The following is a 22,437-nucleotide window of genomic DNA, read 5'->3' on the forward strand; positions in this document are numbered from 1 at the left end:
GAAAGCTGCTCGCGCAGCGCGTCGCGGTCCTGGTTCAGCACGTCAGCCGCTCGCGTGGCGGCGCATCGCCTGCGCGGCCCAGTCGGCAGGCACGCGGCCGTCGTCGGCCAGCAGGCGAAGCGCGACCGCGGCGATCCAGCGCGCGTTCGGCGCGCGCGCGCCGGCGGCCGGGCCCGCCGAGTCCGCACCGAGCGCCGCGAAGCGGGCCGGGACGAACGCGCCGATCTGCGCGGCGACGTGCCGCGCATAGCCCGTCACGGCGAGCACCGGCGTGCGGCTGTCGCCGATGCATCGGCGCACATGCGGGACCTGCGGCTCGTCGTGCGGATGCAGCAGGTTCCACCGGTCGGCCGCGTGACCGTCGCGGGCGAGCTGCGTGTAGCTCGGGCAGCTCCAGATCGTCGAATCGACGCGCCATTCGTCGCGCAGCAGATCGGCCGCCTCCTGCACCTGTGCCAGCGTGCTGCCTGCGCCGCACAGCCGGATCCGGGCGGTCGCGCCGGCCGCCGCCCGACGGCCGGCCCGCACCATGCCGCTGAACGCATCGCGGGCCGCGATGGCCGACAGCGGTTTCGCGTCGGGCACGGGCTCGTCGTGGCTCGCGAGGTAGCAGAACCCCGGCTGGCCGGCGACATAAAGCGTGCGCAGCGCGTGGCGCAGGATCGCGATCGCCTCGTGTCCCGAGGCCGGATCGTATGGCGTGCACGCGGGGTTCGCGGCCAGCCAGTGCGGGACGTCGGGCGTCACGCCTTTCGGCCAGGACGATGCGAGCGTTTCGGCATCGTTCACGAAGATCCCGCGGTCGACGGTTTCGATCGACGCCAGCCGCAGCCGGTCGGTCGCGCGTGCATGCAGCAGGTACAGCAGCGGCCGCTCGAACCGCTTGCGCGCATCGAGAAACCGCAGCGGCCACGCGCTGATGCGGCGATGCGTCCCCGCGTCTGCAAACGGCGCACGCGTGTCCGCTCGCACGATCCAGACGTGTTCCGATGTCGCCGCATCGCGTTCGAGGCAATCGGCGGCCGCGCGCATCGCGCCGAGCGGCGACACCGCACGGCCACGCGGCGCGAGACGCTGCGTCAGCAGCCTTTCGAGGCAGGCCACCGCGGCGCGGCGGGTGTCGGGCGTCCGCACGGGCGGACCGGATCGCGCAGTCTGCATGTCCCTCCTTCTGGTATTGGCATGTCGCCGGGGCGTCGGTTCCGGCATATGATTGCAATTGCAACGATTGTAGTTGCAACGACAACCGGAAGACAAGGACCGACATGACTTCGACGCATTCCCTCACGTTCTATACGGCCGACACGCCGAACGGGCACAAGATCGCGATCTACCTGGAGGAGGCCGGGCTCGCGCACGAGCGCGTGCACGTGAACCTGTCCGCCGGCGAGCAGCGCAGCCCGGCGTATCTCGCGATCAACCCGAACGGCAAGATCCCGGCCATCGTCGACCACGACACCGGGCTGACCGTGTTCGAATCCGGTGCGATCCTCAGCTATCTCGCTGCGAAGACGCGCTTTCTGCATCCGGAAACGCTGGCCGAGCGCACGGCGGTGCAGCAATGGCTGCACTTCCAGATCGGCGGGATCGGGCCGATGCTCGGCCAGCTCTGGTGGTTCCTGCATGCATCGAAGACGGTCAATGCGCAAGCGATCGAGCGCTACCGGAACGAAGCGCGGCGCCTCTATGGCGTCGTGAACGGCCGATTGGCGGAATCGGCGTATCTCGCTTCGTCGCGGTACTCGATCGCCGACATCGCCGCGTTCCCGTGGCTGCGCGCGGCGGCCGAGCTCGATCTCGACCTTGCCGGCTACCCGCACGTCGAGCGCTGGCTCGCCGATATCGAGGCGCGGCAAGCCGTTCAGCGGGGCCTGGTCGCATGCCGCGCACCGGCGGCAGCGCGCGCGAACTGACGTCGCATCGCCCGCGCTGAACGGATGGCGCGGGCGCCAGCCGCCGGTCTGCCGGGAAACATTGTTCTCCTTCGTCGTAAACGTCTCGAATGCGTGATATTTGCGCCGCGCGATCCGGTTTAGAGTGGCCGCGAATCGATGACGATGTGTCGTATCGCCGCAGTCCCGGGCCGTACAGATGCACAAGAGGAGCTGGAGACAAATGAGTGAAGGCAGGATTACGCAGGTCGAATCGTTCGGTTTCGAGCGCATTCCCGATGCATCGCGCTATGCACGGCCGATCGATCTGTTCAGGTTGCTGTTCGGCGGCTGCAATACGTTTTCCACATCGGTGCTCGGCAGCTTTCCCGTGCTGGTCGGGCTGTCGTTCAAGGCCGGTGTCTGCGCGATCGTGCTCGGCGTGCTCGCGGGCACCTGCATCCTCGCGCCGATGAGCCTGTTCGGCCCGCGCAACGGCACCAGCGACCCCGTGTCGTCCGGCGCGCATTTCGGCATCCACGGCCGGATCGTCGGCTCGTTCCTCGCGCTGCTCACGTCGATCGCGTTCTTCTCGCTCGCGGTGTGGAGCTCGGGCGACGCGCTCGTCGGCGGCGCGCACAACATGGTCGGCGTGCCGGTCAACGGCTTCACGCTCGGTGCGGCGTACATGGTGTTCGCGGTGCTCGTGCTGATCGTCTGCATCTACGGCTTCCGCTTCATGCTGTGGGTCAACAAGATCGCCGTGTGGGCCGCGAGCGTGCTGTTCGTCGCGGGCCTGTTCGCGTTCGCCGGCCTGTTCGACATGAACTACGCGGGCACGGTGCAGCAGGGCAGCGCGGGCTTCTGGGCCGCGTTCGTCGGCGCGGTGCTGGTTGCGCTGAGCAACCCGGTGTCGTTCGCGTCGACGCTCGGCGACTGGGCCCGCTACATCCCTCGGCACACGCCGAAGCATCGTGTGATGGGTGCCGTGTTCGCCGCGCAGATCGCGACCTTCGTGCCGTTCTTCTTCGGCCTCGCGACCGCGACGATCATCGCGGCGAAGGCGCCCGCATTCATTGCGTCGAACGACTACGTCGGCGGCCTGCTCGCGATCTCGCCGCGCTGGTTCCTGCTGCCGATGTGCCTGATCGCGATCATCGGCGGGATGTCGACCGGCACGACCGCGCTGTACGGTACCGGCCTGGACGTGTCGAGCATGTTCCCGCGCCTCCTGAATCGCGTGCGTGCGACGCTGCTGATCGGCACGATCGCGATCGCGTTCATCTTCGTCGGCCGCTTCTGGTTCAACCTCGTCGAAAGCGTCGCGACGTTCTCGACGCTGATCGATACCTTCAGTTGCCCGTGGATGGCGATCATGGTGATCGGCTACGTGACGCGGCGCGGCCACTATCTCGCCGACGACCTGCAGGTGTTCAACCGCGGGCTGCGCGGCGGCCATTACTGGTTCACGCACGGCTGGAACGTGCGCGCGATGGGCGCGTGGCTGCCGGCCGCGTTCGTCGGGCTGTCGTTCGTGAACCTGCCGGGCCAGTTCGTCGGGCCGCTCGGCCACCTCGCGGGCGGGCTCGACCTGAGCGTGCCGGTATCGCTGGTGATGGGCGGGGTGTTGTATTTCGTGCTGCTGACGTTGTACCCGGAACCGGACGGCGTGTACGGCCCGCACGGGCGCCGCTTCGTGCGCGGCGGCACGCAGGCGGCGCGCGGCAACGGCGCGCCGGCGATCCAGCCGAAGGGATATTGAGCGGCGCGTGGTGCGTCGCTGCGCAGATGACGATGCCGCCGCGCGGGAGCGCCGCCGACGGTATCGTCGTTTCCGGGCGTGTGATCGCGACAGGAGGGGGCCGTAACTTCCACGTGCCGCCGCCGCAACGAAAAACGCCTGCCGGGCTGGCAGGCGCGTGCCGGTTTCGATGCGTGTCAGTGGAACGTGCTGCCCGCGAGCATCCCGCCGTCGACGATGAATTCCGACCCCGTGCAGTACGCGGATTCGTCGGACGCAAGGAACAGCACGAGGCTGGCGACTTCCTCGGGCTTGCCGATGCGCGCGATCGGCAGGCCGCTGTAGATCGACGACGGATCGAAATCCGCGAACTCGGGCGGGCGCGCCATCACGGTATCGATGCCTCCCGGGTGCACCGAGTTCACGCGAATGCCGTAGCGGCCGAATTCGAGCGCGGCGGCCTTCGTCATTCCGCGTACCGCGAACTTGCTGGACACGTACGCGCTGCCGCCCGCGACGCCTTCCATCCCGGCCGTCGACGACACGTTGACGATCGAGCCGCCGCCGGCTTCCTTCAGCGCGGCCACGGCCGATTTCATGCCGAGCCAGCAGCCGACCTGGTTCACGTCGATCACCTTGCGATAGTCGTCGAGCGAACACGCTTCGATCGGCACGAGCTTCAGGATGGCCGCGTTATTCACGAGAATGTCGAGCCGGCCGAAATGCGCGAGCGTTGCGTCGACGGCAGCGTGCCACCCGGCCTCGCTCGTCACGTCGAGATGCTGGAATCGGGCGGCGTCGCCGAGTTCGGCCGCGACACGCCGGCCGGCGTCGTCCAGCACGTCGGCGATCACCACGCGTGCGCCTTCGGCAACGAACCGGCGCGCTTCCGCTTCGCCCTGGCCGCGCGCAGCGCCCGTGATCAGCGCCACCTTGCCTTCGAGTCGTTTCATGCTGCTTGCTCCTGTTGAGTGTAGGGGGCGCGCGGGTCCGCTCATGCGGAGGCGGCCGCCGCGTCGACGATGCGAACCGGATCCGTGCCGTCACCGGTGTGTGATTCGGCGATGCCGCGCGCGATCATGTCGCGCATGCCGGCGCCTTCGATGACTTCGACGCGCACGCCGGGGTCGTCGGGGTCGTCGAGATACGCGACGCGCGTGGCCGGGTTGCCGGCTTCGAACACGACGCGCAAGCCGCGTGCGGTGAACCGTGCGATCGCCGCATCGAGATCGTCGACGACCCACGCGACGTGATGCAGCCCGACGAGCGCTTGCCCGTGCGCATCGCGGTATGGCGACGACGTGTCGTTCGTCACGTGAATCAGTTCGATCTGCAGATTGCCGCGATACGCGAGCCCGACGTTCATCGTGACCGACACCGGCTCGCCGAGATGATGGCCGTCGAGGCGTACGTTGCGGAAAACGGTCCACGGGCCGATGCCGTGGCGTTCGCGCCAGCGCGCGATGCTGCGGTCGAGATCGGCGACCACGTAGCCGATCTGGTCGATGGGGCCGAGGACTGGGTCGTTCATGGCGTCTCCGTGACGGACGCCCGTGAGCGTGCCGTGCGATGAATGACGGCCATGATCGCAACAAAGCACGCGCGGCGTGCCGTCCGAATGGATGAGTGGGCGCGCGACCTCCAGCGTGACGGGGGCGCGCCGCCGCGACGACGCCGGTGCGTGAAGCGGAAAGGAGAGGGAGCTTGCCGCCGTGCGACCTGCTAGTTACCGCGCGTTCGGCCCCTTGACTGTCAGCCGGCACACGGTCGCGAGCGCGAGCAGGTTCGGGTCGCGTTCACGCCGGTGCAGGAAGCTCAGGCCGATTGTTTGGCGGATCGTGGGCCCCGCGAGCGGTACGAGCGCGATCTTGTGCGCGAACAGGTCGCGCACGCGGCCGGGCAGCAGCGAGCAGCCGACGCCGCCCGACACGAGGTTGATCAGCGAGAAGATGTCGCCCACCCGCATCGCGACGTTCGGCGTGACGCCGGCCGCGCGAAACGCTTCCGTGAAGCCGTGATGCGTCGCAAAACCTTCGCCGAGCGACACGAACGGCGCGTCGTCGCAGGTGCGAAGATCGATTGCGTCATGCTGCGCGTACGGCGAGCCGACCGGCGCGGCGAAGAACATCTCGTCCTCGAACAACGCGATCGATTCGATCTCGGCGTCCGGTTCGGGCAGCGCCATCAGCGTCGCGTCGATCGCGCCCTGCCGGAGCTTGTCGAGCAGGTCGGCGTTCGAGCCGAGCACCAGCTCGGCCTGCAGCTCGGGGCGGCGTTCCTTCAGCGCGATCACGACTTCCGGAACCGTGCGGATCGTCAACGAATAGAGCGAACCGATCTTCAACTGGCCGGCACCGTAGCCGGCCGCCTCGCGCGTCGAGCGGATCCCGTCCGTCATCGTCTTGAGTACTTCGCCGGCGACTTCCGCTAGCACCTGCGCGGCATCGGTCGGAATCAGGTTCCGCCCCTCGTGGCGGAACAGCGCGCAATGCATCCCTTCCTCGAGCGTGTGCAGCGCGCGGTGCACGCTGACGGTACTGACGCCCAGCGCCTCGGCGGCCTTCGCGAGGCTGCCGGCTTCCATGAAGGCAAGCAGCACCTCGAGCTTGCGGAACGTGATCTCTTCGTTGATGCGGTTGCGCATGGTGCGGACGACGGGAAGGGCGGCCGACGATTCTGCCGCAGAACCGGAGCCGCAACAATGCGCGAATTTCCGGGGTTTTCGTGTGGCGGAGCCCGGCGGGGGAACGTTTAATCTCCGGCTAATCGTCTGCCGCGGTCCTTAATTGATGCGGGTTTTCGGCGTCCCTATGATCGTTTCACGCCGATCGTGTGCGCGGGCCGCGAGGTTCCGATGATGCGAGCCCGTGCCTCACCGGCCGGCGATACGAACAGCCGGTTCGCCTTTACGTGCCACGGAACGCGGCACGCATGCGGTTCGGCGCCATGAGACTGCAGGAGACAAGCATGCGCGACTCACGTCGGAACTCGCGGCATCGGCAGGTGGTTGCCGCTGTCGTCGGCAACACCCTCGAGTGGTACGACTTCATCGTCTACGGATTCTTCTCCGGCATCATCGCGCGGCTGTTCTTTCCCGCCGGGAGCCAGTACGCGTCGCTGCTGATGTCGCTTGCGACCTTCGGGGTGGGCTTCTTCATGCGCCCGGTGGGCGGCGTCCTGCTCGGGCTCTATGCGGACCGCCAAGGCCGCAAGGCCGCGATGCAGCTCATCATCTTCCTGATGACGCTGTCGATCGCGCTCATCACGTTCGCGCCGTCGTACGCGACGATCGGCCCGGCGGCACCTGTCCTGATCGTCGTCGCGCGCTTGCTGCAGGGTTTCGCCACCGGCGGCGAATACGCGAGCGCGACCGCGTTCCTCGTGGAAAGCGCGCCGGAGAACCGGCGCGGGCTGTACGGATCGTGGCAACTGATCGGCCAGTGTCTCGCGGTGTTCTCGGGCGCGGCGATGGGCGCGTGGGCCACGCAGTCGCTGTCGGAGGCGGCGCTGCATAGCTGGGGCTGGCGCGTGCCGTTTGCGCTCGGGCTGCTGATCGGGCCGGTCGGCCTGTGGATCCGCCGGCACATGGAGGAGACGGAGGCGTTCCTCGACGCGAGCAAGTCGACGGTCGAGCCGCCGGCGAGCGTGTCGCGCGTGCTGCGCGACAACCTGCGCGGCGTGCTGGTGTCGATGGGGCAGACGATCACCGGCACGGCCGTGTTCTACGTGATGCTCGTCAATCTGCCGACGTTCGCGCACAAGACCTTCGGGTTGCCGCTCGACCAGGTCTTCAAGGTGCAGATGGTGGCGGTCGCGCTGCTGACGGTGACGATTCCGGTTGCGGCGCTCGTATCCGACCGCATCGGCCGGCGGCCCGTGCTGATCGCCGGCATGCTGGCGATGCTGACGCTCACCTATCCGCTGTTCTCGTGGCTGGCCGCCGCCCCGAGCATCGAGCGCCTGCTGGTGATGCAGCTGGCGATCTGCACGATCATCGGCATCTGTTACGGCCCTGCGCCTACCGCGCTCGCCGAACAGTTCGCGACGCGCTCGCGTTCGACCGGCATCGCGCTCGCGTACAACGTCGCGGTGATGATCTTCGGCGGCTTCGCGCCGTTCATCGTCACGTGGCTGACGCACGTGAGCGGGTCGCCCGTCGCGCCCGCCTGGTACGTGCTGTTCGCGGCATCGTTTGGACTGCTTTCCAGTGTGTTCATGCACGACGGTGCGCCGTGCGTGCTCGCGCGCCGGCAATTTCAGGGTGAACCGCTGAGCGTCAAGTAGCAACGGGCGGCTGCCGCCGCCGGCTTCCGGCGCGCAGGCGAGCGCTGTCCGATCGGAATGCCGTCGTCGAGCGTATCGACGCATTCGTCTCCGCGCCGTCGCAAGCCGCTATGATGGCGGCACACAAGGTCGGCGGGGGGAATGGCGAATGCTTTCGAGGTTGAAGAAACTGCTCGGTGGCGGCAGGGCACGCGCGGCCGTTATGTCTCAATTCGACCAACAGGCCGCGCGGTCGGTCGACGCGCCGGTGCAGCCGCGTCATGTGCTGTGCTTTCTCGGCAGGGATCGGGAACTGCAGCCCCTGCGCGATGCGGCGAACGCGGCGATTGCGGAATTCGCGACGGGGTTCGGCGTCGATGACGCGTATTCCGCCGCCGAGCCGGACGAGCGGATGAGCCGTTCGTTCGAGGTCTGCCGCGACCGCGTCGCGGCGGATGCCTGGACGCCGGCCGACGAAGAAGCCGTCGGCACGCATCAGTCGGTGTTGTATGTGCTCGGCCCGCGCATGACGCGGGAGAATGCCGTGCGTGCGTCGATCGGCGCGCTGTTCCTGGTCGACCGGCTGATCGACGCCGGTGCGGTGGCGGTCAAGGGTGAAAGCGCGGGCGTGGCGCACGGGCTGCACCGGTGGCGGGAGCTGATCCGGATGGGAGCGGTCGCGACCGACGCCGACGACGCGCTCGCGCAGAACCGGGTGTGCCGGCTGGCGTTCGCGTTGCGCCCGCTGGCGTCGGACGGTTACTTCGAAAGTGTGGGTTTTCATCTGGCCGGTCTGCCGGACGTGCAGGTGCCGCGCTTGCGCGGAAGCGATCGCGACGCGGTCGTCATCATCGATAGCGTTGCCGACGCGATCGCGCGGCACGGGATCGATGCGGCGTTGCAGGCGCACGATGCATCCCTGATCGACGACAGGTCTCACGACACAGACGACTTCAAGTTCAATCCTTACGGGATCGTCCGGCTGTCGACGTGAAGGCCGATGGCGCCTCCGCGTCTGATCAGTCCCGGGCCGGACGCCATGAGCCGGAGTCGGGCATCGCGGCGACCGATCGGGTGCGGCGTCAGGGTAGGTATCGGTTCCGCCGATAATCAGCATCGCGGGCGGCGGCCTACCGCGGCCGTCGCCCGGTCGTTACGCTTGGGCGATCATCCACTCTGTCCGGAAGGTCGCCATGTCCCGGCTCGATTACAAGTTGCTCGGCCCCTGTCTGCTCGCGATCGCGCTCGACGCGATGGGATTCGGGCTCGTTTATCCGATGATGTCCGCGATCTTCAGCGATCCGCACGCGGGCATCCTGCCGGCCGACGCCGGCGCGCACGCGCGCAATTTCTACCTCGGTCTCGGCTACGGGATCTATCCGTTGTGCATGTTCTTCGGCTCGTCGCTGATGGGCGAGCTGTCCGATCGCTACGGCCGCCGCAAGATCCTGCTGCTGTGCGTGACCGGCCTCGCGGCCGGCTACGCGATGATGGCGGCCGGTGCGTGGCATGCGAGCGTCGCGCTGCTGCTGACCGGCCGCGGGCTCACCGGGCTGATGGCCGGCTGCCAGGGTATCGCGCAGGCGGCGATCACCGACCTGAGCACGCCGGAAAACAAGGCGTACAACATGAGCATCATGTCGCTCGCCTTCAGCGCGGGCGTGATCGTCGGCCCGGTGCTCGGCGGCGTCACGTCCGACCGCACGATTTCGCCGCTGTTCGACTACGGCACACCGTTCGTGCTCGTCGCCGGGTTGTCGCTGATCGGCGCGTTCTGGACCTGGGCGTCGTATCGCAACTCGGCCGTGCCGCGCGGCGACACGCGTATCGATCCGCTGCTGCCGCTGCGCATCATCGGGGAGGCCGCGCGCCAGCGCAACGTCGCGTTCCTGTCGGTGGTGTTCTTCCTGATGCAGGTCGGCTACGGGCTCTACCTGCAGACCATCATGCTGCTGCTGCAGGCGAAGTTCGGCTACACGAGCGCGCGGCTCGGGCTGTTCAGCGGCGTGATCGGCCTCTGCTTCGTGTTCGGCCTGCTGTTCGTCGTGCGGCTGATGCTGCGCGTATGGCGCGTGGTCGACATCGCGAAGACGGGCCTCCTCGTCGCGGGCGTCGGCCAGGTCCTGTCCGCGCTGTTCCCGCACGAGCCGGTGCTGTGGGCGCTCGCGATGGTCGTCGGCTGCTTCGACATGGTCGCTTATACGACGATGTACACGGCGTTCTCCGACGCGGTCAGCGAGGACCGGCAAGGCTGGGCACTCGGCGTCGCGGGCTCGGTGATGGCCGTCGCGTGGGTCGTCACGGGGGCGCTCACGAACCTGCTGCCGGTGTTCGGCGAGATCGGCCTGCTGCTGATCGGCGGCGCGGGCTTCCTGCTCAGCTTCGCGATGATGGTCGCGTATGGCCGCACGCAGCCGGGTGCGCGAACGGCCGCGCTGTCGTAGGCGGCAGGCACGTTGGCCCGATCCTGTCGGACGTTGTCCCGCGCGCGGCTGTCGCGCACGGCCGCGGGGCCCGACACTGGCGCCTCGCGGCCGGGAAACGTCCGGGCCGCGTCCGGCGACGCCGGCTGGCCCGGCGCGCCGTTCCTTCGATACGCCAACCGAGAGAGCGACCCATGCAACATCCGACCATCCGTACCCTGGCGGGCGCGACCGCGCCGACGTCGATCGCCGCCGCCCGCACCGCGCTGCTGGTGATCGATTTCCAGAACGAATACGTCAACGGCCGGCTGCCGATTCCCGAGGGACCGCGCGCGCTGGGCAATGCGCAGCGCGTGATCGCGTTCGCCGATCGCGCGGGCATTCCGGTGTTTCACGTTCAGCACGTCGATTCGCCCGACAGCCCGATCTTCGCGGACGGCAGCGACGGCTTCCGCTTTCATGCGAGCCTGCAGCCGGCGCCGCATCACGCGGTCGTGAAGAAAACCTCGGTGAGCGTGTTCCCGACGACGGACATCGATGCACGCCTGAAGGCGGCCGGTATCGACACGCTGATCGTCACGGGCCTGATGACGCATGCCTGCGTGGCCGGCGCGGCACGCGATGCGGTGCCGCTCGGCTACGCGGTGATCGTCGTCGACGATGCCTGCGCGACGCGCGACCTCGACATCGCGGAGGGCGGCACGGTATCGCACCGCGACCTCCATCGCGCGACGCTGGCTGCGCTGTCGGACACGTTCGGCGACGTGCTGACGACCGAGCAGGTGCTGGCGCTCGGCGTCGCCTGACGGCCGCCGGGTTCGTGCTTCAGTCGGCCCAGCCCGGCGCCGCGTACACGACTTCGCCGCGGAAGCACGTCTCGATCACGCGGGTTTGCGCGAACGTCTCGACGGGATGGGCGAACGGATTGCGATCGAGGATCGCGAAGCTCGCGTCCTTGCCCGCCTCGAGCGAACCCGTGCAGTCGTCGAAGCGCAGCGCATACGCGGTGTTCACCGTATAGGCCTCGAGCATCGTGAGCAGGTCGAGGCGTTCGTGCGGATTCCACGGCGGGCTGTCGGGCTGGTCGATCAGCAGGTGCGTGACGCCCGTCTGGATGATCTGCATCGGGTCCATCGTGCTGACCGACCAGTCGGAGCCGGCCGCGAGCATCGCGCCGGCGTTGCGCAGGCTGCGGAACGGATAGTTGCGCGCGGTGCGTTCGGCGCCGAGCAGGTCGCGATAGAGCTGCTGCTGCTCTTCGCGTGCGGCCGTCCACAGCGTCTGCACGCTGGCGATCGCGCCGAGCCGGTTGAAGCGGCTCATGTCGGCCGGATCGACGAGCTGCAGGTGCGCGAGCTGCGCGCGGCGGTCGCGCATGCCGTTGCGGATCTGGACATATTCGAGCGCGTCGAGCGTCATGCGCACCGCGCGGTCGGCGAGCGTGTGGAAGTGCAGGTCGAAGCCGGCGGAATCGGCGAGCAGGCAGATCTCGTTCAGCGCGTCCTGGCTCCACAGCGCGAGGCCGCAGTCGTCGGTGCCGGCGTACGGCTCGAGCAGCGCGGCGGTTTTCGATTCGGGCACGCCGTCGACGAAGATCTTCACCGTATGCAGGCGCAGGTTGTCGCATTCGTACGCGCGACGCCATGCGGCGAAGCGCTCGACCTGCTCGCGCGGATCGCGGCGCGGGTTCGCATAGAGGCCCGCGCTCATGTACGCCTTCAGCGTGCCCGCGCGCTGCGCGTCGGCATACGCCTTGAGTTCGGCCTCCTCGACGCGTGCGTCGAACCAGCCGGTGATGCCGTAGCCGTGCGCCATCGCGTGCGCTTTCGCGAGCGACTTCGGGTAGCCGGCCGGGCTCAGTTGCGGAATGAGCGGGCAGACGCGATAGAACGCCGCTTCGTGCACGACACCGTTCGGCGCGCCGGACGCATCGCGTTCGTAAACGCCGCCGGCCGGGTCGGGCGTGTCGGCGTGGATGCCGGCCGCTTCGAGGCCCTTCGTGTTGAGGCAGCCGCTGTGCACGTCGAAGCCGACCACGAGCAGCGGCCGGTCGGGCACGACCCGGTCGAGCAGTTCGCGGGTCGGATACCCGCCGAATGCGGCCAGGTTGGCGCCGCCGAGATAGACCCACGGCTCGTTCGGCGTCGCATCGGCGCAGGCGCGGATGCGCTGCAGGATCGTGTCGGGATCGTTGATGCCGGACAGGTCGAAGTCGCCGAGGATCTGGTGGCCTTCGAGTGGGTGCACGTGGCCGTCGATGAGGCCCGGCAGCATCAGCCTGCCGGCCAGGTCGACGGTGCGCGTCGCGGGGCCGATGAGCGGACGGATATCGTCGTCGCGGCCGACCGCGACGATCTTGCCGTCCCGGGTGGCGAGCGCCTGCGCGAAGCGGCGCTGCGCGTCGCCGGTATAAAGCAGGCCGTTCAGGTAGGCGGTGTCGGCGTATTGCATGTGTCTTCTCCGGATGGGGCTGTTCGACGGGCGCACGTGTCCCGCGGGCGGGCCGCGGGGCTCGTCCGGTCGCGTGAACCCGGTCGGGTTGAATGGGACGGGGGCGGTTATGTGCCGGTGCTGCGCGGCAGGCGCCGCGATGCGTCACGGTGAAGGCCGGCCGCCGCCGGGGCGTCATGCCGATCCCGCTGCCGGGCCTGAAGCGGCAGCTCGATGGGCGACGCGCGCGCGGCCGTGCGGGCCGGCGTCCATCCGGTATTCGGCATTCGGTGTCTCCGTGGCATCCGACGCGTTCCCGTCGTCGGGTGAGTCAGATACTAGGAGCGGGGCGGCCGGCTGTCTGTCATCGTTTTTAGGACAACCCGCGACAAAGGCGGCGGGGGGGCGGCAGGGGCGGCGGGTGTGGCCGGAATGCGGAGGCCTCGTCTAGCGCCCGCTGTCTGCCGGCGGTTCTTCCTCGGTCACGCACCACGCGAACAGCCCGGCCCGGTTCGCCACGCCGAGTTTCGCGAGCGCGCGCCCGAGATAGGTGCGCACGCTGCTCGGCTTGAGCGCGAGCGTGTCGGCGATCCGGGGGACGGGCCGGCCTTGCAGCACCGCGCGGCACACGAGCCGTTCGCGCTGCGACAGCGTTGCGCCGCTGGCCGACAGGCGCTGTTCGAACCGCTGCAGCAGCGCGCCGTCGTCCGAGCGGGGCGTCAGGCGGGCGAGCCGCGCGTGCTGGATCAGCAGCGGCAGCACGAAATCGCCGAGCTGGCGCAGCAGTGCCAGTTCGGCCAGCGTATAGGACGGCTGGCCGCGCCGGCGGAACAGCGAGAACGCATAGACATAGTCGCGCTCGCTGCCGAGCAGCGTGCAGTCTTCGCCGAGTTCGCCGAGCGCGAACTGGCGGCCGTATTCGGTTGCCATGTCGACGTCCTCGTTGCACGAGAACACGAGCTGCGAATCGGTAGCGCGCTCGATGTGCGGGAGCAGCGTGTCGTTGCGCCAGTCGCCCTGTGTATATAGATCGAGTGCGTGGCGCGTGCCGTCGGGATCGTCGCCACCGGCGAAGAACAGCACGTCGACGCTGTCGACCGAATGCGACGGCGCGTCACGCCGGTAGCGCGTCGCGACGCTGTAATGGGACTGCGGATCGACGGTTTCGCGCAGCCATGCCCAAAGCCGGGCGGGAAACTGCGGACTGCCGAGGCTGGCGACCAGGTCGCCTGCATTGCTGAGGGAAATATGGGCGGGGCTCATCGTTGACATCGTCTTCGCGAACGGCCGCCCGTACCGGCCGTGTTTCGCGTGCGACGGCGAGCCGGCGGCGAGGCGGCCGGCGGTGCGGTCATGCGGGACGGAGGCCGGCGCGGCGGCGAAGCTCGATTGTAGGGGACTTCGCCGCTGCGAGGCAGTCGCGCTTGCCCGGCGGGCGGCCGATCGTCCGTCGACGGGCGGCGTGCATCGTTGCGCGCCGCGTGACGGCCCCGCGCGTCAGAACATCGTGTTCGCGTTCGCGGACGTTTCGGGTACCGGCTGGATCACGTCCCAGTGTTCGACGATCTTGCCGTCCTTCACGCGGAAGATGTCGACGACGGCCTCGCCGCGGTCGCCCGGGCGCTCGGTCGCGTGCACGTGCAGGTAGACGAGATCGCCGTCGGTTGCGCTGCGCACGATGCGCGCACGCGACGCCGGGTTCTTCTGGAAGGCGCCGACGAAGTACGACACGAACGGCTTCTTGCCGTCCGGTACGTGCGGGTTGTGCTGCTTGTAGTCGTCCGCGACGGCGGCGGCGGCCTCGACCGCTTCGTGCTTGTTGAAGAAGCGGTCGTAGAACGTCAGCACGAGCTGGCGGTTGGCTTCCTCGGCGGCCAGGTTGCGCGTGGCCGGGCCGGCGGCCAGCGCGGCCGTCGACGCGGCCAGCAGGGCGAGCGCGGCAACGGCGCGAACGGGAGAGCGGAGCGATGACATGTAGCGGGTTCCTTGTCTGACGAAGCGTGGGTTGGCGCGCGATGCGCGACGGCGGGTCGGGTCGGCCATGATGATCGTCGGGCGACGGTTGGGGATGTACGTGCGCTGTCGACGCGGGGGATTCACCGCCCGGTTCGTATCGTCGAGATACGGAGTGGCGAGGCGGCGCGTCGTCGTCATGCTTCGTTGAACTGGCGAATCCGCGCGGCTGCCGGGCCGCTCGAATGGTACAGTTGCCGCGAACCCGTCACAAGAAGTCAGCGCGGTGTGAACAGGTCACACCGCGCTGACCATGCGTTGCCCTTGAAAGAGAATCCCGTCATGCCGTTCCCGCCCGCCGACGAAACCGTCGAACTCGATCAGCCCTGCCCGATCCGCGATGTGCTCGACCGCATCGGCGACCAGTGGAGCCTGCTCGTGCTCGAAGCGCTGTCCGGTGGGACGATGCGTTTCAACGAACTCGCCCGCGCGATCGGCGACGTGTCGAAGCAGATGCTGTCACGCACGCTCAAGCGGCTCGAACAGGACGGCTTCGTCAGTCGCACGCTGTTCGCCGAAGTGCCGCCGCGCGTCGAATATGCGCTGACCGACCTCGGGCGGTCGTTCCTGACGCCGATGCAGGCGATGATCCGGTGGGCGGACGAACATCATCACGCGATCTGCGCCGCGCGGCGCCGTGCACGGGAGATGGACGGCGGCGGGCGCTGAGCAGGGCGTATGCGCTGTTTTGTCGATGGACGGTGGGCTGCGGCTTGAGTGCGATGCGACGAGGCATGCCGCGACTGCACGTGCATTGGCGCTTGTGATTTCGTTATCCGAATGATCTCGGCGGGGCGGGCAGGCATCGCGGATGTTTCAATGTGCTCCGTTCGTCCCGAATGCGGGAATGCACTGGCGATGTATCGCTTGCGGGGTGCACGCCGAGGCGACTGCAATGGCGGTCTTTCGCTGTATGGTGCGTGAGAGGTGCGGCGGGGGGCTGGCCGAGCCGGGATGGCGCACCCCAGACCGGCGGGCATATCGGCGGTCGAGGGTGCCTGATCCGATGGACACCTGGGCGCATGCGTGGGGGGGCGAGGTCGGGCAGGCCGCGCGGGGGCGCCTGCCAGGCATCATGATGTCGAGGCTGAATGGCGCGGGTTCGTCGCGCCGCCTGGTTCCGGGGCTGCCCTCGGCCGAGTGCGGGGTGCCGCTCGTCTGCCTATCGCCATGTGCCGTCGACGTAGATCCACACCTGTCCCTGGCGGCGCCAGTAGCCGGGCACCCATCGACGCCCGGGGCGCCGTGCGACCCAGCGGCCGGGCACCCATATATAGCGGCCTCGCTGCCAGCGCCAGTAACCGTCCGTCCATATATAGCCGTGCGGCCGTGGCGGCGGCGGGCGGCGATCGTGTCTCGCGGCCGGCGGCGCGAAGCCCGGGCGGTCCGCATAGGGCGGCCTGCCGGGCACTCGGTTCGGGCCGGGCGGCCGATATCCGGGCGGCGGGGGCGGCACGGGCTGGGCCGAGGCGGCACGGAGCCAGCCGCCGGTGCCGACGAAGGCGGCGGTCAATCCGATGGCGCGCAACCAGGAGCGTCGATTCATGGCGTGTCCTGTTCAGTGTTCGAGGCTGCCTTACATTAGCCGGCCGGTCCGCCGGGCGGGTTACGCGCGCGGTCAAGGCTGTTACCGTGTGTCACGGCCGGCGGGCGAACCGCCAGCGGGCGGAGGCCGGTCTCCCTGTTTTTTCTGCGGCTGACGACGGATGTTGCCCGCGCTGTACGAATGTCGCGATCTGTTTACCGGCTGACGGATGTGTTTTAGGCGCTCGGAGCCCGAAATTCGAGATCGGATCGGGTAAAATTTGCCGATTTCGGGGTGCCGCACCGAATCCGTTTGTTGTTTCTATGCAACCGTCAAGACGATGACATGAAAGAATGGTGCGATGAAAGCCTTCAAAAAGCCCCCGTCAAGAAGTCAAAAACAAACGTCAAAACAAATACTTATAACTCGGCCCCACTTTCATTATTTCTAGTTCTGGAAAAGCTTATTTCTTTATTTGCGGATCGCTCCCCTAGGGTACACCCCTAAACTCACGGTTCCCAAACGGGCAACTATCCGGGCGCGGCCAGCAGGATCGATGGCGCTCCCGGGCGGTTGCAGACCGTTTATGAACAAGGTCGCGAGACCTGCCTCTTTTTAGAAGGGAGCTCCACGAATGAACAAGACTCTGATCGTTGCAGCAGCTGCAGCATCGTTCGCAACCGTCGCTCACGCGCAAAGCAGCGTCACGCTGTACGGCGTGCTGGACGCAGGCATCACCTACACGAGCAACGTCCAGCCGGCACTGGGCCAAGCTGGCAAGTCGCGTTGGGCGATGGGTTCGGGCATTGACCAGAGCCGTTTCGGCCTGCGTGGCTCGGAAGACCTGGGTGGCGGCCTGAAGGCAATCTTCACGTTGGAAAGCGGCTTCAACATCGGTAACGGCAAGTTCGCGAACGGCAACGGCGGCATGTTCAACCGTCAAGCTTTCGTCGGCCTGTCGAGCCAGTACGGCACGGTTACGCTGGGTAAGCAGTACGACGCAACGCAAGACTACCTGGCACCGCTGACGGCAACGGGCTCGTGGGGCGGCACGTACTTCGCGCACCCGCTGAACCTTGACCGTCTGAGCACGAACGGCGACGTCGCACAGAACAACACGATCAAGTTCACGAGCGCAAACTACGCTGGCCTGCAATTCGGCGGCACGTACTCGTTCTCGAACAACACGAACTTCGGCAACAACCGTGCATACAGCGCGGGTGCTGCATACCAGTTCCAAGGCCTGAAGCTGGCAGCAGCTTACTCGCAAGCGAACCTGGGTGACGGTACGAACGCAAACGGCGCAACGTCGTCGGCGATCGGTGGCATCGCTAGCCAAGGCCGCGTCCGCACGTACGGTGCTGCTGCTGGTTATGCATTCGGTCCGGCACAAGTCGGCGCAGCATGGACGCAAGCGCGCCTCGACAACAATGCAGTTGGTAGCCTGGGTTCGGTCCGCACCGACAACTACGAAGTCAACGCAAAGTACAACCTGACGCCGGCTCTCGGCCTGGGTGCTGCTTACACGTACACGAACGCGAAGATCAACAACGGCAGCACGCACTGGAACCAGTTCGGCCTGCAAGCTGACTACGCACTGTCGAAGCGCACGGATGTCTACGCTCAAGCTGTGTACCAGCGTGCAGCGAAGAACGGCGTTGGCGCATCGATCTACAACGGCGACAGCTTCAGCAACAACCTGCCGAGCTCGTCGATCAACCAAACCGCAGCAACGGTTGGTCTGCGTCACCGCTTCTAAGCGTGACGGCGGGGTAACCCGCTTCGCAGCATCGAAAAAGGCGCCTTCGGGCGCCTTTTTTTCGTCTGTGGAACGAGATGTCGGCGATTGGCATCGTCCGGATGCAAAAAAGCGAGGCCCGTGCCTCGCTTTTCTCGTTGTGCGCCGTTGCGGGGCAATACCCGCTGCATACGGCTCAGCGCGTGTATTCGCCGTTGGCTTCCGGCTGGAACACGATCGCGGCGACCTTCATCAGCTTTTCGGCACCGCTCGGCTGCATCACCTTGACCATCTGGCCGCGTTGGGTGCCCAGCAGTGCCATACCGACGGGCGAGAAGACGTTCAGGCGGCCCAGTTCGAGATTGGCGGCGTCCGGATAAACAATCGTCCAGGTGGCCTGTTCCTGGGACGCTTCGTCAAGCAGCGTGATTTGCGAATTCATCGTGACGACGTTCGCCTTGATGGCATCGGGCTGGACGATGTCGGCGCGCTCGAGCAGCGTGTCGAGCATCGTCTGGAAGCGCGGGTTGTGTTCGGCGTGCTTCTCGAGGCGGGCAACGTCGAGTTCGGTCAACTGGTAAAGGCGTTGTTTCATGGCTGTTCTCCAAATGATCGGCAGGGGCAGGCGTGGCGTGCCTGTGAGGATCGCCCGGAGCCTGTCTGACCTGGCTCCGGGAGGAGGCCGAGCCGTCAGATCAGGCGCCGGGCAGGGGCGAGCGGCGCCTGGGCCGTGCGTCGAGCGAGGGGATGCGCCGGATGGCCGGCGCGCGCGCGCACGCCGGCCGGGCCGGACGGCGAAACCGAAAGAGGCGTGAGCGCGTACATGGTGGATGGAATATCGACTGGCGAATAAAACCTTACGATTCTACAACACAACCTTCGGTAAATGTGATGTGGTCGTCGGCAGTTCGTCAGCGATTGTTGTGCTGCTGAAGCAAGTTGCCGCGATATCGCCCGAAAACGATCGGCTATTTTTGTCGAAATCGCAACGCTGTTTGTTCAAACTAAGGGTTTCCCCTTGGGAATGCGAGAGCTACACTGCATTCAATCGCTTCAGACAGTCCTGCCGAGGCGATGTCATAAGAGAACATATTCCGGAGGTAAATCATGAAGTCGATCATCTACGCAGCCATCGCCGCATCCGTCCTTGCCGCCCCGATCGCATCGTTTGCACAGTCCGAGCAGGGTTTGACCCGCGACCAGGTCAAGGCCGAGCTCATGCAACTCGAACAGAACGGCTACAAGCCGCTGGCGAGCGATTCGCAGTATCCGGACAACATCCAGGCCGCCGAACAACGCATTCAACCGAACCAGCCGATGCTCGCGCAAGCCGATACGAGCGGCTACGGTGCCGTGGCAACGGGTGCCGGGCAAGCCGGCCGCCGCATGACGCGTGAAGCACCGAACCCCGTGAACTCGGTCTACTTCGGGAACTGAACACCGCCGGGTCTGTCCGAGCGCACAGCTTAATCGGCGAGACGCGCGCCAGTTGCGCGCGTCATTCGCCCGCAGGAGCAGAACCTCCGTCGCCGCATTCCGGCGGCTTTCCGCCCAGACGCTCACGCGTTTGGGCCTTTTTTGCTGGGGCGGGTCAGGCGGACGTAACCGCAGGCGTGCCGTGGATATAGTGTTCGAGCTGGCTGATCGTGAACTGCTGATCGGCAATCACGCTCTTGACGAGGTCGCCGATCGAGATGAGGCCGACCAGCTTGCCGCCGTCGAGGACGGGCAGGTGGCGCATCCGGTGTTCGGTCATCAGCGCCATGCACTCGTCGGTGGATTGCGACGGTTCGACGTAGCGCACCTTCGCCGTCATGATTTCCTCGACGCGGGTGGCTTTCGACGAGCGATCCTGCAGGACGACCTTGCGCGCGTAATCGCGCTCGGTGACGATGCCCGCGATGTCGTCGCCGTCCACGACCAGCAGTGCGCCGATGCCCTTTTCGGCCATCAGCTTGATGGCGTCGTAGACGAGATCGGTCTTCGTGACGGTATAGATGGTGCGGCCCGAATCCGGCTTGGCCTTGAGAATCTGCGCGACAGTCGTGCTCATTCGCTTTCTCCGTGTGCAGGTCGATGCTGGGCAGGCAGGGCGTGATGCGTGTCACCCGATGAGCCCAGTATAGCCGCGCAGGTGGCGGCAGTCGCGTGACGATTCCAGATTAGCGGTAAACTCCCGTCACGCACTATCCACACAACTCCTACATTCCTGAACGTTTCGATTGAATTCATGATGTCTTCGCGTCCACAATCGCCCACGCTGGGCAATGGCCAGGCCGACGAGTGCGTGACGCTCGTCGCCACCGCGTCGCTGCCCACACGCTACGGTACGTTCAAGTCGTACGCTTTCCGCGTATCGGGCAGCGATGCCGAACATCTCGCGCTCGTGATGGGCGACGTCGCCGGCGAGCAGTCCGTGCTGACGCGGCTGCATTCCGAATGCCTGACCGGCGACGTGTTCGGCTCGTACCGCTGCGACTGCGGCGAGCAACTCGATCTCGCATTGCGCTACATCGCGGCCGAAGACCGCGGCGTGCTGCTGTATCTGCGCGGGCATGAAGGGCGCGGGATCGGCCTGAGCAACAAGATTCGCGCTTACGCGCTGCAGGAGCAGGGGCGCGACACCGTCGAGGCGAACCTCGACCTCGGCCTGCCCGACGATGCCCGCGAATACGACTCCGCCGCCGCGATTCTCCGGATCCTCGGCGTGACGTCGGTGCGGCTGATGAGCAACAACCCGGCGAAGTTCGACACGCTCGCGAAGCACGGTATTCCCGTCTGCGAACGCGTGGCGCTTGCGGTGCCCGTGCGCGAGGAAAACGAGCGTTATATCCGCACGAAGCAGACGAAGTTCGGGCATTACTTCGAAGAAAACGAGTAACGGAAACAAGGGGCTCTGCGGAGCCCCTTGCTCCATCTGGATTTCGCACCTCGAAGCCTTTATGGTAAAGGGTTTGAGCCGAAAGTTGCGTTTGTCAGGTGCATTGTCTGCACTTGACGAAATAGGCGAAAACTTGGCACTCTGGCGTAACATTTTCCTACGCCAGACCGAAAAGCTACGCTGCGGTCCCGGCCCACAACAAAAACCTACGCCGACCGCTGATGAGATTCGACGCACGAACCGCGAGCAAGCTGCCTGCCGGGCAGCACATGACCTTTGACGGATTCCCGGGACTCCGCTTTCAGGCCAGCGAGAGCCGTCGCTCCTGGATCTACCGATATAAATCCCCCATTGACGACCGGATGCGTCAGGTGAAGCTCGGCGAGTGGCCGGCCATGGGGTTTCCCGCAGCGATTTCTGAATGGGAGCAAAGGCGAGCGGAGCGCGATGCCGGGGCCGATCCTGCTGCTGCAAAGCGCGAGAAGCGCGCTGCGGTTGCCAATTCGCGCACCGTCGACGCATACACCGTCAAGCGGGTGTGTTTCGACTACATGGGCGGCTATCTGGAGCCGACCCGGAAGGATAAGGGCGTGATCGAGGTTAGGCGGATGTTCAAGGCGATGCTCGGCCCGATCGAGAGCGTTCCGGCTGCGTCGATAACTCGTGCGCAGGCGTTCGAATTCTTGAATTCCTATCGTGCCACGCCGGCGCTCGCCGCTCGCCTCCGCATGGAGTTAGGCGGAGCATGGGACTATGCGATGGACGCTGGGAGGCTGCCTGACGGCACGCCGAACTGGTGGCGAATGATCCTGCGCGGCAAGCTTCGTAGCAAGGGGCGCACGATCGACGGCGTCGCCATGGGCACAAAAAAGCGGGTATTGAGCGAGGATGAGGTCGGCACGCTGCTCCGCTGGCTGCCGAATATGAGCCTAACGGTTTCGGACGCGATCACGTTGTATCTGTGGACGGGCGCCCGCGGCGGCGAAATCATTTCTATGGAGTCGCACGAAATCGCCGACGAGGCGGACGGCCTCTGGTGGACCGTGCCGAAGGAAAAAACCAAGAACTCGTGGCGCGCGAAAGCAGGGGATTTGCGGGTGCCGCTCGTTGGTCGAGCCGAGGCCGTTGTCCGTCGACGCAAGGACCAGGCTGTGAACGGCTTTCTGTTCCCGACGTCGACCGGCGAGATGATGAAGCAGACCGTCATTTCGCACGGCATTTACTATCATCAGCCGTACTGTAAGCAGGCGCCGAATCATAATCGGCCGCGGCTACCCGTCACGCACTGGTCGCCTCACGATTTGCGGAGGACCGCCCGAACTATGCTTGCCGCACTTGGGTGCCCGCATGATGTCGCGGAGGCGGTACTTGGTCATGTTCAACCGGGTGTAGCCGGCGTGTATAACCGGCACCACTACGATCGGGAACGTCGAGAGTGGCTCACGCGCCTGTCGCAGTTCCTTGATGAACTCGCGCTGCGATATCCGACTAAGTAATCTGTTGTGTAAGGCGAGGTTAGACCAAACGAACAGCGTCAGATCGTCTGACTCTG

General features: G+C 66.5%; 21 protein-coding genes. 11 read left to right on the forward strand and 10 right to left on the reverse strand.

Annotation, left to right across the window (positions count from 1 at the left end):
• Positions 1 to 42: 42 nt before the first annotated feature.
• Entirely contained in the window at positions 43 to 1,161 is a 1,119-nt protein-coding gene (locus L810_RS31485; RefSeq protein WP_021162278.1) for a transketolase-like TK C-terminal-containing protein, read from the reverse strand.
• A gap of 104 nt (positions 1,162 to 1,265) precedes the next feature.
• Between L810_RS31485 and L810_RS31490 the strand changes: the two genes are divergently transcribed.
• Positions 1,266 to 1,913, forward strand: a complete 648-nt coding sequence (locus tag L810_RS31490; RefSeq protein ID WP_021162279.1) for a glutathione S-transferase family protein — start codon at positions 1,266 to 1,268, stop codon at positions 1,911 to 1,913.
• A 202-nt stretch (positions 1,914 to 2,115) separates the two neighbouring features.
• Positions 2,116 to 3,633, forward strand: a complete 1,518-nt coding sequence (locus tag L810_RS31495; protein WP_021162280.1) for a purine-cytosine permease family protein — start codon at positions 2,116 to 2,118, stop codon at positions 3,631 to 3,633.
• Positions 3,634 to 3,809: 176 nt separating this feature from the next.
• Here the strand turns inward: L810_RS31495 and L810_RS31500 are convergent, their stop codons facing one another.
• The 3 genes from L810_RS31500 to L810_RS31510 form a co-directional block, all read right to left on the reverse strand.
• Entirely contained in the window at positions 3,810 to 4,565 is a 756-nt protein-coding gene (locus tag L810_RS31500) for a glucose 1-dehydrogenase (protein WP_021162281.1), read from the reverse strand.
• Between the two features lie 41 nt (positions 4,566 to 4,606).
• Entirely contained in the window at positions 4,607 to 5,143 is a 537-nt protein-coding gene (locus tag L810_RS31505) for a VOC family protein (RefSeq protein WP_042976909.1), read from the reverse strand.
• A gap of 195 nt (positions 5,144 to 5,338) precedes the next feature.
• Positions 5,339 to 6,256, reverse strand: coding sequence for a LysR family transcriptional regulator (locus L810_RS31510; protein ID WP_021162282.1), 918 nt, complete (start codon positions 6,254 to 6,256; stop codon positions 5,339 to 5,341).
• A 323-nt stretch (positions 6,257 to 6,579) separates the two neighbouring features.
• On the opposite strand from L810_RS31510, the gene L810_RS31515 reads away from it, so the two are divergent.
• From L810_RS31515 to L810_RS31530, 4 genes are all read left to right on the forward strand, one after another.
• A complete protein-coding gene (locus L810_RS31515) occupies positions 6,580 to 7,896 on the forward strand; it encodes an MFS transporter (protein WP_042976969.1) in 1,317 nt (438 codons plus the stop codon).
• A 202-nt stretch (positions 7,897 to 8,098) separates the two neighbouring features.
• Entirely contained in the window at positions 8,099 to 8,869 is a 771-nt protein-coding gene (locus L810_RS31520) for a hypothetical protein (protein WP_218921747.1), read from the forward strand.
• Between the two features lie 199 nt (positions 8,870 to 9,068).
• Positions 9,069 to 10,319, forward strand: a complete 1,251-nt coding sequence (locus L810_RS31525) for an MFS transporter (RefSeq protein ID WP_021162285.1) — start codon at positions 9,069 to 9,071, stop codon at positions 10,317 to 10,319.
• Positions 10,320 to 10,492: 173 nt separating this feature from the next.
• Positions 10,493 to 11,104: a cysteine hydrolase family protein gene (locus L810_RS31530; RefSeq protein ID WP_021162286.1), complete on the forward strand. Its 612-nt coding sequence runs from the start codon at positions 10,493 to 10,495 to the stop codon at positions 11,102 to 11,104.
• 19 nt (positions 11,105 to 11,123) lie between these two features.
• Here the strand turns inward: L810_RS31530 and L810_RS31535 are convergent, their stop codons facing one another.
• The 3 genes from L810_RS31535 to L810_RS31545 all read right to left on the reverse strand — a co-directional run bounded on the left by L810_RS31535 (position 11,124) and on the right by L810_RS31545 (position 14,702).
• Positions 11,124 to 12,749 carry an amidohydrolase gene (locus L810_RS31535; RefSeq protein WP_021162287.1) on the reverse strand — a complete coding sequence of 542 codons (1,626 nt, stop codon included), beginning with the start codon at positions 12,747 to 12,749 and terminating at the stop codon, positions 11,124 to 11,126.
• Between the two features lie 426 nt (positions 12,750 to 13,175).
• Positions 13,176 to 13,991 (reverse strand): helix-turn-helix transcriptional regulator, encoded by an 816-nt coding sequence (locus L810_RS31540; protein WP_021162290.1) that lies wholly within the window; start codon positions 13,989 to 13,991, stop codon positions 13,176 to 13,178.
• 234 nt (positions 13,992 to 14,225) lie between these two features.
• Entirely contained in the window at positions 14,226 to 14,702 is a 477-nt protein-coding gene (locus tag L810_RS31545; protein ID WP_042976974.1) for a nuclear transport factor 2 family protein, read from the reverse strand.
• A gap of 321 nt (positions 14,703 to 15,023) precedes the next feature.
• On the opposite strand from L810_RS31545, the gene L810_RS31550 reads away from it, so the two are divergent.
• The gene (locus L810_RS31550) at positions 15,024 to 15,410 is read left to right on the forward strand and encodes a winged helix-turn-helix transcriptional regulator (RefSeq protein WP_042976912.1); all 387 of its coding nucleotides are present in this window, start codon (positions 15,024 to 15,026) and stop codon (positions 15,408 to 15,410) included.
• A gap of 493 nt (positions 15,411 to 15,903) precedes the next feature.
• Here the strand turns inward: L810_RS31550 and L810_RS45985 are convergent, their stop codons facing one another.
• Positions 15,904 to 16,287 carry a YXWGXW repeat-containing protein gene (locus tag L810_RS45985; protein WP_060227792.1) on the reverse strand — a complete coding sequence of 128 codons (384 nt, stop codon included), beginning with the start codon at positions 16,285 to 16,287 and terminating at the stop codon, positions 15,904 to 15,906.
• Positions 16,288 to 16,900: 613 nt separating this feature from the next.
• Here L810_RS45985 and L810_RS31555 point away from each other — a divergent pair.
• Entirely contained in the window at positions 16,901 to 18,025 is a 1,125-nt protein-coding gene (locus tag L810_RS31555) for a porin (RefSeq protein ID WP_021162293.1), read from the forward strand.
• 175 nt (positions 18,026 to 18,200) lie between these two features.
• On the opposite strand, the gene L810_RS31560 is transcribed toward L810_RS31555, so the two are convergent.
• Entirely contained in the window at positions 18,201 to 18,599 is a 399-nt protein-coding gene (locus L810_RS31560) for a GreA/GreB family elongation factor (RefSeq protein ID WP_021162294.1), read from the reverse strand.
• Positions 18,600 to 19,111: 512 nt separating this feature from the next.
• Between L810_RS31560 and L810_RS31565 the strand changes: the two genes are divergently transcribed.
• Entirely contained in the window at positions 19,112 to 19,441 is a 330-nt protein-coding gene (locus L810_RS31565; protein ID WP_021162296.1) for a DUF4148 domain-containing protein, read from the forward strand.
• Between the two features lie 154 nt (positions 19,442 to 19,595).
• Here L810_RS31565 and L810_RS31570 read toward each other — a convergent pair whose 3' ends face one another.
• Positions 19,596 to 20,057, reverse strand: coding sequence for a CBS domain-containing protein (locus L810_RS31570; RefSeq protein ID WP_021162297.1), 462 nt, complete (start codon positions 20,055 to 20,057; stop codon positions 19,596 to 19,598).
• Positions 20,058 to 20,234: 177 nt separating this feature from the next.
• Here L810_RS31570 and ribA point away from each other — a divergent pair, with 177 nt between their 5' ends.
• Together ribA and L810_RS31580 are read left to right on the forward strand one after the other, a co-directional pair.
• Positions 20,235 to 20,885, forward strand: coding sequence for a GTP cyclohydrolase II (gene ribA / locus L810_RS31575; protein ID WP_021162298.1), 651 nt, complete (start codon positions 20,235 to 20,237; stop codon positions 20,883 to 20,885).
• A gap of 221 nt (positions 20,886 to 21,106) precedes the next feature.
• Entirely contained in the window at positions 21,107 to 22,381 is a 1,275-nt protein-coding gene (locus L810_RS31580; protein ID WP_042976913.1) for a tyrosine-type recombinase/integrase, read from the forward strand.
• Positions 22,382 to 22,437 lie beyond the last annotated feature (56 nt).

Source organism: Burkholderia sp. AU4i, from assembly GCF_000466765.1.
In the GTDB taxonomy this organism is placed as follows: Bacteria; Pseudomonadota; Gammaproteobacteria; order Burkholderiales; family Burkholderiaceae; genus Burkholderia; species Burkholderia cepacia.